The sequence below is a fragment of the Streptomyces canus genome (assembly GCF_041435015.1).
In the GTDB taxonomy this organism is placed as follows: Bacteria; Actinomycetota; Actinomycetes; order Streptomycetales; family Streptomycetaceae; genus Streptomyces; species Streptomyces canus_G.
The window spans coordinates 7,507,991-7,519,900 of the sequence record NZ_CP107989.1; the positions used below are offsets into that span (position 1 = coordinate 7,507,991).

The window sequence follows — 11,910 nt, forward strand, 5'->3', positions numbered from 1 at the left end:
TGGCACCATGGCCTCATGAACATCATGCTCTTTCACTCGACCTACGGCCTCCGGCCCGCCGTCCGTCAGGCCGCCGACCGGCTGCGGGAGGCCGGCCACGAGGTGTGGACGCCGGACCTCTTCGAGGGGCGCATGTTCGAGACGGTCGAGGAGGGCATGGCCTTCAACGCGGAGATCGGCAAGGACGAGCTGCTCAAGCGGGCCGTCCTGGCCGCCGCGCCCTACTCCGAGCGCGGCCTCGTCTACTCCGGCTTCTCGCTCGGCGCCTCGATCGCGCAGACCCTCGCCCTCGGTGACGAGAAGGCCCGCGGCCTGCTGCTCCTGCACGGCACGTCGGACATCGCGCCGAACGCGACCGCGGACGAGCTGCCGGTCCAGCTGCACGTGGCCGAGCCGGACCCCTTCGAGACCGACGACTGGCTGAGCGCCTGGTATCTCCAGATGGGCCGCACCGGCGCCGATGTCGAGATCTACAGATACGCCGGGGCCGGTCATCTCTACACCGACCCCGGCCTCCCGGACTACGACGAGGAGGCCGCCGAGGCCACCTGGCGGGTGGCCCTCGGCTTCCTGGGGACGCTCTAGACGGGGGTGTACGTCCGCTCGACCTTCTGTGTGCCGGTCCGCGTGCGGTACGAACGCGCCCAGGACGAGGTCGCGTTCGCCTTGGTCTTGTCGGACAGCACGTAGTAGTCCATCTGCGCCCGGTCGGCGGTGATGTCCAGGACGCCGTAGCCGTGGCGGTCGGTGTCGACCCAGTGGACGTGCCGGTTGGCGACCTGGATGACCGGCGCGGCGAGGGCGGTGACCGTGCCCTCGGGGACCTTCAGGAGGTCGTCGAGGTTGTCGGAGGTCACCGAGGTGACGACGAACTCCGTGGCGGCGGAGGCCGACAGCGGGTAGGTGCCGGCGTCCACCGGCACGTCGTTGGCCCACGCCATGTGGATGTCGCCGGTCAGGAAGACGGTGTTGCGGATGGCGTTGGAGCGCAGGTGGGCCAGCAGCTCGCGGCGGTCGTCCGTGTAGCCGTCCCATTGGTCGGTGTTGAGGGCGAGGCCCTCCTTCGGCAGGCCCAGCAGCTCGGCGAGCGGCTTCAGCAGATCGGCGGAGAGCGAGCCGATCGCGAACGGCGAGATCATCACGGAGTTGCCGACCAGGCGCCAGGTCGTGTCGGAGGACTTCAGCCCCGCCTTGAGCCAGTCCAGCTGCGCGCGGCCGGTGATCGTGCGATCGGGGTCGTCCACCGAGCCGTTGCCCACGGTGACCTGCTGCGAGCGGTAGGACCGCAGGTCGAGCAGCGAGAGGTCGGCGAGCTTGCCGAACCGCAGCCGGCGGTAGGTGGTGCCCGCGATCGCCGGACGTACCGGCATCCATTCGAAGTAGGCCTGCTTGGCGGCTGCCTGACGGGCCGACCAGGCGCCCTCCGTGCCCTCGGTGTGGTTCTCGGCACCGCCCGACCAGGCGTCGTTGGCGAACTCGTGGTCGTCCCAGATCGCGACGACCGGGGCGACCGTGTGCAGGGCCTGGAGGTCCGGGTCCGTCTTGTACTTGCCGTGCCGGATCCGGTAGTCGGCGAGGGTGAGGATCTCGTGGGTCGGCGCGTGCGGTCGTACGACGGTGTCGCGCGTGCCGTACCCGCCGGTGCCGTACTCGTAGATGTAGTCGCCCAGGTGCAGCCAGGCGTCCAGGTCGCCGCGGGTCGCGAGGTGGCGGTACGAGGAGAAGTAGCCCGCCTCCCAGTTGGCGCAGGAGACCACGCCGAAGCGGAGGTTCGCGACGGCCGCGTCCGCCGCCGGCGCGGTGCGGGTGCGCGCCGCCGGGGACTCGGTGCCGCCCGCCGAGAAGCGGAACCAGTAGTCGGTGGCGGGGGCGAGGCCGCGGACGTCCGCCTTGACGGTGTGGTCGGAGGCGGCCGTCGCGGTGACGGACCCCTTGGCGACGACGGTCGTGAAGGCCTTGTCCCTGGCGACGACCCAGCCGACCTCGGTGTCCGGGCCGAGCCCGGAACCGGGCACGGCCTCGGCGGTCGGGGTCACCCGGGTCCACAGCAGGACGCCGTCCGGGAGCGGGTCGCCGGAGGCGACGCCGTGCAGGAAGGCGGGGGCCTCGTCGGCAGCTCGGGCCGGCAGGGCGGCGGCGAGCGGGGCGGCGAGGACAGCGGTGGCCGCCGCGGCCTTGACGACCGTACGGCGGCGCGGGGACAGGGAGTTGCTCTCGGCTGATCTCTGTCTACTGGTCACGGCCGATCAGGTTACTGGCCGGTATGAACGAGAGCGGGCGAACTCGTGAAAGTTCGCCCGCTCTTTGCCTGAAGAGTGCGGGGATCAGGCCTTCAGGGCCGCCTCGAGCGCCGTGTTGAAGTCGGCGACCGTCATCGGCGCGCTCTTGCCGTCGGAACCGGTCAGGTTCTTGCCGTCCATCCTCAGGGTCGGAGTGCCGGTCGCGCCGTCCTTGTTGAACTTCTCGGACATGTCCAGGGCCCACTTGTCGTAGGTGCCGTTCTTCACGGCGTTCTGGAAGGTCTTGTTGTCCTTCAGCTCGGGGACGGTCTGCGCGATCTTGATGAGGTAGGCGTCGTCCTTGAACTTGTCGGGGCCGTCCTCGGCAGGGTGCCACTTCGTGGAGTACATCGCGGTCTTGTACTTCAGGAACGCGTCGGTGCTGACGTTCAGCGCGGCGCCGAGGGCGCTGAGGCCGTTCTTGGAGCCCTCACCCCCGAGGTTGCCGTCGAGGAAGGTGGCGCCCACGTACTGGATCTTGAACTTGCCGTCCTCGACGTCCTTGTCGACGGTCGAGCCGACGGTCTGCTCGAACTGGGCGCAGACGGGGCAGCGCGGGTCCTCGTACATGACCAGGGTCTTCTTGGCGGTGCTCTTGCCGATGACGACCGTCGTGCCGTTGCTGCCCGAACTGTTGGCCGGCTTGACGAGCTTGTCGTTCTTGGCCTCTTCCCAGTAGCTGGGCTTGTTGTTCTGGACGACCGCGTAGCCGATGCCGCCGGCTATCGCCAGGACGCCGACGACGGAACAGGCGACGATGACCTGCCGCTTGACCTTGTCGCGCTTGGCCTGGCGCTCGCGCTCCTGCCGCAGCCGCTCACGGGCGGCAGTCTTCGAGGCCTGGCTGTTCCGCTTGCTCATGGTGGTGTTCTCCATCGAGGGGACGCGCACACGTCGTGTGCGGGGGATACGTAGATCGGGACTGGTGGTGCTCAGGTGCTGTTCCGGTTCAGGCGACAGCGACCGAGCACGGCGGTCCACGCCGTCCCAGGGAGTGCACGAGGATCTCGTCGAGAACGACGGCCGTACGGCGGCCGGGGCGCACCGGGCGGGCCGGTTCCGGCGCCGACCGCACGGTCAGCGCGGCGGCCACCAGGAGGAGCGGCCGGAAGGTCGTGGCGGCCACGGCCCGCAGCAGCTGGGCCAGCGCCCGCTCGCCGCGGCGCAGCCAGGCGGCCGCGAGAAGACCGACGCACAGGTGCGCGCCCAGCAGCAGCCAGGCGGTCTGCGGGTCGGCGTGCGCGAGCAGGCCGCCGAGCCGGTCGGGGGTGGTGCCGGTCATCCGCGCCAGCGGCGAGCCCACGCTGGTGCCGTCGCCGCAGAACACGTCCCAGCCGACCGAGCGCAGCGGGCCCGCCACCGGGCCGCCCGCGGCGCCGTAGCAGACGTGCTGGCCGGTGGTGAAGACGGTGTCGGCGGCGAGCTCCAGCGGGATCAGCACGGCGGCGATCCGTCCGAAGCCGCGCTCCCGGCCGGCCAGGGCGTAGGCGAGCGCGAACACGGCGGCGGCGACCGCGGCCACCGTGTTCAGCGGCAGGGGAGCCCGGGACAGCAGCACGTGCGACGCGGTGCTGAGCGTCACGACGAGTGCCGTGAACAGCGCCGCGCGGAGCGCTCGTAGCTGGGTCCCGGATATGTCCATAGCGTGGAGAGTGTGTCACGCGGGCCTGTAAGGGACCCCTAAAGAGTCCCTGTGAGCGGCCCTATCGTTATCGACAGCGGTATGGGGCCTGTCACAGGCCGGGGATCCGGCCGTTGCGGAACAGGTCCACGAAGGTCTGGTGGTCGGCACGCGCGCGTGCGCCGTAGCTGTGCGCGAAGTCGACCAGGAGGCCCGCGAAGCCGTCCTCGTCCGCCGCGATCGCCGCGTCGATGGCCCGCTCGGTGGAGAAGGGCACCAGGGACTCGCCGGAGGTGTCGTCCGCCGCCGCGTGCATGGTGGCCGTGGCCCGGCCGAGGTCGGCGACGACCGCCGCGATCTCCTCCGGGTCGTCGATGTCGCCCCAGTCCAGGTCCACGGCGTACGGCGAGATCTCGGCGACCAGCTGGCCCGCACCGCCCAGCTCGGTCCAGCCGAGCCACGGGTCGGCGTGCTGCTGGAGGGCGCGCTGGGAGATCACCGTGCGGTGGCCCTCGTGCTGGAAGTAGTCACGGATCGCCGGGTCGGTGATGTGGCGGGAGACGGCCGGGGTCTGGGCCTGCTTGATGTAGATCACGACGTCGTTCTCCAGGGCGTCGGTGTGCCCCTCGAGCAGGATGTTGTACGACGGCAGACCGGCCGATCCGATGCCGATGCCGCGGCGGCCGACGACGTCCTTGACGCGGTAGGAGTCCGGGCGGGACAGGGAGGCCTCGGGGAGGGTCTCCAGATAGCCGTCGAAGGCGGCGAGCACCTTGTAGCGGGTGGCCGCGTCCAGCTCGATGGAGCCGCCGCCCGGCGCGAAGCGGCGCTCGAAGTCGCGGATCTCCGTCATCGACTCCAGGAGGCCGAAGCGGGTCAGGGAGCGGGCGTCGCGCAGCGCGTCCAGGAGGGGGCCCTGGGCGGTGTCCAGCGTGAAGGGCGGGACCTCGTCGTCCTTGGCGCCGGTGGCCAGGGCGTGGATCCGCTCGCGGTACGCGCCCGCGTACACCTCCACCAGCTCGGTGATCTGCTCGTCGCCGAGGGCCTTGGCGTACCCGATCAGCGCGACGGAGGCGGCGAAGCGCTTGAGGTCCCAGGTGAAGGGGCCGACGTACGCCTCGTCGAAGTCGTTGACGTTGAAGATCAGCCGGCCGTTGGCGTCCAGGTAGGTGCCGAAGTTCTCCGCGTGCAGGTCGCCGTGGATCCACACGCGCGAGGTGCGCTCGTCGAGGTACGGGCCGCCCCTCTTCTCTGCGTCCAGGTCGTGGTAGAAGAGGCACGCCGTGCCCCGGTAGAACGCGAACGCGGAGGCCGCCATCTTCCGGAACTTCACGCGGAACGCTGCCGGGTCGGCGGCCAGGAGCTCGCCGAAGGCGGTGTCGAAGACAGCGAGGATCTCCTCGCCGCGGTGCTCGTCGTTGAGCTGCGGAACCGACATCGCGGGGTGCCTCCTGGTGCATGTGTACGACAGCGTTTCTGTCGTCAGTCCAACGGGCGGGCCCGGGTGAAAGTGCCCGCGACCCTCGTTGTGAAGGTACGCGGGGCGACCCTCGGAGTGTCAGTGCCGAGGCATAGACTTCGACGCTGTCCCCCGAACTGTCCGCCCGCCTGTCGTCGAGTGTTTTCCATGGAGGCCACGCCGTGTCAAAGCCGCCGTTCACGCACCTGCACGTCCACACCCAGTACTCCCTGCTGGACGGTGCCGCGCGGCTCAAGGACATGTTCGACGCGTGCAACGAGATGGGCATGACCCATATCGCCATGTCCGACCACGGCAACCTGCACGGGGCGTACGACTTCTTCCACTCCGCGAAGAAGGCCGGGGTCACCCCGATCATCGGGATCGAGGCCTATGTCGCGCCCGAGTCCCGGCGCAACAAGCGGAAGATCCAGTGGGGTCAGCCCCACCAGAAGCGGGACGACGTCTCGGGTTCGGGTGGTTACACCCACAAGACGATCTGGGCGGCGAACAGGACCGGTCTGCACAACCTCTTCAAGCTCTCCTCGGACGCGTACGCCGAGGGCTGGCTGCAGAAGTGGCCCCGCATGGACAAGGAGACCATCTCCCAGTGGTCCGAGGGGCTCATCGCCTCCACCGGCTGCCCGTCCGGCGAGCTCCAGACCCGGCTGCGCCTCGGCCAGTTCGACGAGGCGCTGAAGTCCGCCGCCGAGTACCAGGACATCTTCGGCAAGGACCGCTACTTTCTGGAGCTGATGGACCACGGCATCGAGATCGAGCACCGGGTCCGCGACGGCCTCCTGGAGATCGGCAAGAAGCTCGGCATCCCCCCGCTGGTCACCAACGACTCGCACTACACGTACGCGCACGAGGCGACCGCCCACGACGCGCTGCTGTGCATCCAGACCGGCAAGAACCTCTCCGACCCGGACCGCTTCAAGTTCGACGGCACCGGCTACTACCTGAAGTCCACGGACGAGATGTACGCCGTCGACTCCTCGGACGCCTGGCAGGAAGGCTGCCGCAACACCCTCCTGGTGGCCGAACAGGTCGACACCGAGGGCATGTTCGAGGCCAAGAACCTCATGCCGAAGTTCGACATCCCCGAGGGCTACACCGAGGTCACCTGGTTCAAGGAGGAGGTCCGCCGCGGCATGGAGCGCCGCTTCCCGGGCGGCATCCCCGAGGACCGCCAGCGGCAGGCCGAGTACGAGATGGACGTCATCATCCAGATGGGGTTCCCGGGCTACTTCCTCGTGGTCGCCGACTTCATCATGTGGGCCAAGAACAACGGCATCGCGGTCGGCCCCGGCCGAGGCTCCGCGGCCGGCTCGATCGTCGCCTACGCCATGGGCATCACCGACCTCGACCCGATCCCGCACGGTCTGATCTTCGAGCGGTTCCTCAACCCCGAGCGCGTCTCCATGCCCGATGTCGACATCGACTTCGACGAGCGCAGGCGCGTCGAGGTGATCCGGTACGTGACCGAGAAGTACGGCGCCGACAAGGTCGCCATGATCGGCACCTACGGCAAGATCAAGGCGAAGAACGCCATCAAGGACTCCGCGCGCGTGCTGGGCTACCCGTACGCGATGGGCGACCGGCTCACCAAGGCGATGCCCGCCGACGTCCTCGGCAAGGGCATCGACCTGAACGGCATCACCGACCCCTCCCACCCGCGCTACAGCGAGGCCGGCGAGATCAGGTCGATGTACGAGAACGAACCGGACGTGAAGAAGGTCATCGACACCGCCAAGGGCGTCGAGGGCCTGGTCCGGCAGATGGGTGTGCACGCGGCCGGCGTGATCATGTCCAGTGAGCCCATCGTCGACCACGCCCCGATCTGGGTGCGCCACACCGACGGCGTGACCATCACGCAGTGGGACTACCCGCAGTGCGAGTCGCTCGGCCTGCTGAAGATGGACTTCCTGGGGCTGCGCAACCTCACGATCATGGACGACGCCATCAAGATGGTGAAGGCCAACAAGGGCATCGACCTGGAGATGCTCGCCCTGCCGCTGGACGACCCCAAGACCTTCGAACTGCTCTGCCGCGGTGACACCCTCGGTGTCTTCCAGTTCGACGGCGGCCCGATGCGCTCGCTGCTCCGCCAGATGCAGCCCGACAACTTCGAGGACATCTCCGCCGTCTCGGCCCTCTACCGGCCGGGCCCGATGGGCATGAACTCGCACATCAACTACGCCGAGCGCAAGAACGGCCGCCAGGAGATCACGCCGATCCACAAGGAGCTGGAGGAGCCGCTCGAAGAGGTCCTCGCGGTCACCTACGGCCTGATCGTCTACCAGGAGCAGGTGCAGAAGGCCGCCCAGATCATCGCCGGCTACTCGCTCGGCGAGGCCGACATCCTGCGCCGCGTCATGGGCAAGAAGAAGCCCGACGAACTGGCGAAGAACTTCACCATCTTCCAGGCCGGCGCCAAGAAGAACGGCTACAGCGACGAGGCGATCCAGGCCCTGTGGGACGTCCTGGTCCCCTTCGCCGGCTACGCGTTCAACAAGGCGCACTCCGCCGCGTACGGACTGGTCTCCTACTGGACCGCGTACCTCAAGGCCAACTACCCGGCCGAGTACATGGCCGCGCTGCTCACCTCGGTGAAGGACGACAAGGACAAGTCGGCGGTCTACCTCAACGAGTGCCGTCGCATGCGCATCAAGGTGCTCCCGCCGAACGTCAACGAGTCGGAGCACAACTTCGCCGCCCAGGGCGACGACGTCATCCTGTTCGGGCTCGAAGCCGTGCGCAACGTCGGTACCAACGTGGTCGAGTCGATCATCCGCAGCCGCAAGGCCAAGGGGAAGTACGCCTCCTTCCCCGACTACCTCGACAAGGTCGAGGCGGTCGCCTGCAACAAGCGCACCACGGAGTCGCTGATCAAGGCGGGTGCGTTCGACACGATGGGGCACACCCGCAAGGGCCTCACCGCGCACTTCGACTCGATGATCGACAACGTGGTCGCGGTCAAGCGCAAGGAGGCCGAGGGCCAGTTCGACCTCTTCGGCGGGATGGGGGACGAGGACACCAGCGAGCCCGGCTTCGGCCTGGACGTGGAGTTCACCACCGAGGAGTGGGACAAGACGTATCTGCTCGCCCAGGAGCGGGAGATGCTCGGTCTGTACGTCTCCGACCACCCGCTCTTCGGCCTGGAGCACGTGCTGTCCGACAAGGCCGACGCGGGCATCGCCCAGCTCACCGGCGGTGAGCACTCCGACGGCGCGGTGGTGACCATCGGCGGCATCATCTCGGGCCTCCAGCGCAAGATGACCAAGCAGGGCAACGCCTGGGCGATCGCCACCGTCGAGGACCTCGCCGGTTCCATCGAGTGCATGTTCTTCCCGGCGACCTACCAACTGGTGTCGACGCAACTGGTCGAGGACGCCGTGGTGTTCGTCAAGGGCCGCCTCGACAAGCGGGAGGACGTGCCCCGCCTGGTCGCGATGGAGCTCCAGGTCCCCGACCTGTCCAACGCCGGCACCAACGCGCCCGTGATCCTGACCATCCCGGCGCTGAAGGTCACCCCTCCGATGGTCAGCAGGCTCGGCGAGATCCTCAGTCACCACAAGGGGGAGAGCGAGGTCCGCATCCGGCTCCAGGGCCCCAGCAGGACCACGGTCCTGCGGCTGGACCGGCACCGGGTGAAGCCGGACCCGGCGCTCTTCGGGGACCTGAAGGTGCTGCTCGGGCCGTCCTGCCTGGCGGGCTGACCCACCGGGGCTCGGACCATGCAGAGGGGCGCACTCCTGACGGGGTGCGCCCTTCTGCGTACCTGGGTCTCAACAACCCTTTATGCAGATGTCAGTTGTGACCGAAGCTCTTCTGCCGGCCCTTGCGGGCGACATCGCCGGGGGTCACCTGCGTGGCACGCTGTTCGGCCTGTGCCTCCATCGAGGAGTGCTGGTCCTCCTGCCGGCCACGCTCGGACTGCGGCTGCTTTCGGTTCTGCTTCTTGTTCTTGGCCATGGTGATCTGCCTCCTGAGGGGGAATCTAGGGGCCAGGGCCGGGACCAGATTCACATAGGCTGGCAAGAGGCGCATTTCGGATAATTACCGTGTGTGACAGGGAATGTCGCCGCGCGACGCCTCGAAACGCCACGCCGAAGATCGAGTTCGGGCCGTTAACCCTCGCGCGGTCGGGCAGACTCGAAGGAAGCCCGAAGCAAACCTCCCGGAAAGAGGGTGGATCGCGTGGACCGCTGCATCGTCCTGGTGGACGCCGGGTATCTGCTGGGGGCCGCCGCCAGTCTCCTTGCCGGAGAGCCCTCCCGCTCCCGTATCACCGTCGACCACACCGCCCTGGTCCAGGGGCTGCGCGACCGGGCCGAGTCCGACACGGAACGGCCCCTGCTGCGCATCTACTGGTTCGACGGCGCCCCCGACCGCGTCCCGCAGCCCGAGCACCGCAGGCTGCGCGTGATGCCCCGGGTCACCGTCCGGCTCGGCGCCCTGACCCGCAGCGACGGACGCTGGGCCCAGAAGGGCGTGGACGCCGCCATGCACGCCGAGCTCACCGAGCTGGCCCGCAACCGCGCCTGCTCCGACATCGTGCTCGTCACCGGCGACGGAGACCTGCTGCCGGGCATGATGGCCGCCAAGGAGCACGGGGTCGCCGTACACCTGTGGGCCGTGCAGGCCGCCGACGGGGACTACAACCAGTCGGAGGACCTGGTGGCCGAGGCGGACGAGCGGCGGGTGCTCGACCGTGCGTGGATCACCAAGGCCGTACGCGCCAAGGACCTCGGCGGGATCTGTGCGCCGCCGCCCGTGCCGCGGCCCGAGATCGCCGCGATCCTTTCGGCGCCGCTGCCCGAGTCCGCGCCCGAGCGGGCCGGGGAGGAGCGCGAGCACGCCACGGCCGCCGCCTCGGAGAACGGCACGCAGGAGCGGGTGCCGGCGTCCAAGGGGGTGCCGACGCCCAAGGACCTGGCCGCGCTGCGGGCGCCCGGTACCCAGGCCGCGCAGCACCCCGCGAGCGCGACCCTGCGGTGGTCCTCCGACAAAGGATGGGTCGACCGGCCCGGTGGTGCCGCCGAGCCGCCCGAGGTCGCCTCCATGCCGACCCTCGCGCAGCTGACCACGGCGGAGCAGCGGTGGGCCGACCGGGAGGAGGACATCACCACGGTCGGCGGGGACCCGTTCGAGGTGGGGCAGGTCTTCGCGCGGCGGTGGATGGAGCGGCTGGGGGACCAGGCGCATCTGCAGCGGCTGTCCGGGATGTATCCGCGGGTGCCGCACCGGATCGACGGGGAGCTGCTCAGGTACGCGGCGCGGTTCGGGCTGCTCGCGCACAAGGACGACCAGATCGACGAGCACGACCGTTATGCGATCCGGGCCGGGTTCTGGCGCGAGATCGATGTGCGGACGGCGGCGGAGCACGCGCCCGCCGGGGAGTGAAACGGCACATACGCCGCCCCAAGAGGGAACAGGACGCCCCGACCCCGTAGTCTCGTTCTTTGTGAGTACGCGCGCGGCACAGGCACTTCGGCACGGTGGTGATGTCGTGTGTGCGGTGCGCGGGCTGACCAAGACCTATCCCGCGGTGCGCGGGCGGCGCGGGGCCCCGGGGACACCCGAGGTGCGGGCCACCGACGACGTGGCGCTGAACATCCGGCGCGGTGAGATCTTCGGGCTGCTCGGGCCGAACGGCGCCGGGAAGACCACGCTCGTACGGCAGCTGACCGGCCTGATGCGGCCCGACCGCGGCAGCGTCGAGATCCTCGGGCACGACATCGTGCGCCACCCGGACCGGGCCTCGCGGATCCTCGCCTACCTCGGCCAGGAGTCCACCGCCCTCGACGAGCTCACCGTCTCGCTCGCCGCCGAGACCACCGGGCGGCTGCGCGGCCTGGAGGCACGGCGGGCGCGGGCCGAGCGGGACGCCGTACTCGAGGAGCTGGGGCTCACGCCGATCGCCGGGCGGCCGCTGAGGAGGCTGTCCGGCGGGCAGCGGCGGCTCGCGTGCTTCGCGTCGGCGCTCGTGGGGGAGCGGCCGCTGCTCGTGCTCGACGAGCCGACCACCGCGATGGACCCCGTGGCGCGGCGCGCGGTGTGGTCCGCCGTGGACCGGCGGCGGGCCGAGCGGGGCACGACGGTGCTGCTCGTCACCCACAACGTCATCGAGGCGGAGACCGTCCTGGACCGGGTCGCCGTCCTCGACCAGGGCCGGGTGATCGCCTGCGACACACCCACCGGCCTCAAGGAACAGGTCGCGGGCGAGGTCCGCGTCGACCTCGTGTGGCGCGAGGCGGCCCCGCTGCACGTGCCCGAGGTCGCCGCGCTCCAGGACCGTGCCGTGGCCTCCGGGCGCCGCTGGACGCTGCGGCTCGCCCCAGAGGAGGCCCGCGCGGTCGTGGCCACCGTCACCGGCGGGGCCGCGTTCGCCGCGCTGGACGACTTCACGCTCGCCACACCCAGCCTGGAGGACGTGTACCTCGCGCTGGGCGGGGCCGCGCGACAGGGGCTGGTGAAGGCTTGAGCACGTCGAGTACGCGGCCGGCCGTATCCGTACGTCACAGGGCGACCGCCGGAGCGAAGAG

The 11,910-nt window shown here is 69.7% G+C and carries 9 protein-coding genes; 4 read left to right on the forward strand and 5 right to left on the reverse strand.

The genetic code is table 11. The features are described 5' to 3' along the window. Positions 1-15: 15 nt before the first annotated feature. A complete protein-coding gene (locus OG841_RS34290) occupies positions 16-585 on the forward strand; it encodes a dienelactone hydrolase family protein (RefSeq protein ID WP_328637848.1) in 570 nt (189 codons plus the stop codon). Here OG841_RS34290 and OG841_RS34295 read toward each other — a convergent pair. The 4 genes from OG841_RS34295 to OG841_RS34310 all read right to left on the reverse strand — a co-directional run bounded on the left by OG841_RS34295 (position 582) and on the right by OG841_RS34310 (position 5,338). Further along, positions 582-2,240 carry an alkaline phosphatase D family protein gene (locus OG841_RS34295; protein ID WP_371568007.1) on the reverse strand — a complete coding sequence of 553 codons (1,659 nt, stop codon included), beginning with the start codon at positions 2,238-2,240 and terminating at the stop codon, positions 582-584. The genes OG841_RS34290 and OG841_RS34295 overlap by 4 nt on opposite strands. Before the next feature lie 84 nt (positions 2,241-2,324). After that, a complete protein-coding gene (locus tag OG841_RS34300; RefSeq protein WP_328637846.1) occupies positions 2,325-3,140 on the reverse strand; it encodes a thioredoxin domain-containing protein in 816 nt (271 codons plus the stop codon). A gap of 88 nt (positions 3,141-3,228) precedes the next feature. Further along, complete coding sequence (locus OG841_RS34305) at positions 3,229-3,921, reverse strand: hypothetical protein (RefSeq protein ID WP_328637845.1); 693 nt, start codon at positions 3,919-3,921, stop codon at positions 3,229-3,231. A gap of 91 nt (positions 3,922-4,012) precedes the next feature. Beyond that, positions 4,013-5,338, reverse strand: coding sequence for a DUF2252 domain-containing protein (locus tag OG841_RS34310; RefSeq protein ID WP_328637844.1), 1,326 nt, complete (start codon positions 5,336-5,338; stop codon positions 4,013-4,015). A gap of 203 nt (positions 5,339-5,541) precedes the next feature. Here OG841_RS34310 and dnaE point away from each other — a divergent pair, with 203 nt between their 5' ends. Next, the gene (gene dnaE / locus OG841_RS34315) at positions 5,542-9,081 is read left to right on the forward strand and encodes a DNA polymerase III subunit alpha (RefSeq protein ID WP_328637843.1); all 3,540 of its coding nucleotides are present in this window, start codon (positions 5,542-5,544) and stop codon (positions 9,079-9,081) included. A 91-nt stretch (positions 9,082-9,172) separates the two neighbouring features. Here the strand turns inward: dnaE and OG841_RS34320 are convergent, their stop codons facing one another. Next, the gene (locus tag OG841_RS34320) at positions 9,173-9,337 is read right to left on the reverse strand and encodes a hypothetical protein (RefSeq protein ID WP_371568010.1); all 165 of its coding nucleotides are present in this window, start codon (positions 9,335-9,337) and stop codon (positions 9,173-9,175) included. A gap of 225 nt (positions 9,338-9,562) precedes the next feature. Between OG841_RS34320 and OG841_RS34325 the strand changes: the two genes are divergently transcribed. Together OG841_RS34325 and OG841_RS34330 are read left to right on the forward strand one after the other, a co-directional pair. Then, positions 9,563-10,768, forward strand: a complete 1,206-nt coding sequence (locus OG841_RS34325; RefSeq protein ID WP_328637842.1) for an NYN domain-containing protein — start codon at positions 9,563-9,565, stop codon at positions 10,766-10,768. Positions 10,769-10,874: 106 nt separating this feature from the next. After that, entirely contained in the window at positions 10,875-11,849 is a 975-nt protein-coding gene (locus tag OG841_RS34330) for an ABC transporter ATP-binding protein (protein ID WP_371570902.1), read from the forward strand. Positions 11,850-11,910: the final 61 nt, after the last annotated feature.